The organism is Cylindrospermopsis sp. CR12 (assembly GCF_001432185.1).
GTDB classification, from domain to species: Bacteria; Cyanobacteriota; Cyanobacteriia; order Cyanobacteriales; family Nostocaceae; genus Raphidiopsis; species Raphidiopsis raciborskii.
Map to the genome: position 1 here is coordinate 7419 of NZ_LMVE01000109.1, position 230 is coordinate 7648.

1 protein-coding gene is annotated in these 230 nt (G+C 43.0%); it reads right to left on the minus strand.

Features of this window, described 5'->3' with window-relative positions; translation table 11 throughout:
• On the minus strand, positions 1–230 hold a 230-nt coding region (locus ASL19_RS18950; protein ID WP_235529004.1), incomplete at both ends, for a Calx-beta domain-containing protein.

Sequence of the window (230 nt, forward strand, 5' to 3'; positions counted from 1 at the left end):
ATGCTAAAGTTAACTCCACTGTTTCATCACTTTCCACTGTGATGTCGGAAGTGGGGTCAACTGTAACTGTAGCGGTGGATGACCCAGCTGCAAAGGCGACACTTGTACCAACACTTGTATAATCACTACTGTTGGTTGCTGTACCCCCAATAGTGTAATTAACTGTTAGAGAATTACTAATAACTCCAGTGCGGGTAAAGGTGTAGACTAGGTTATTAGTGCCATCTTCT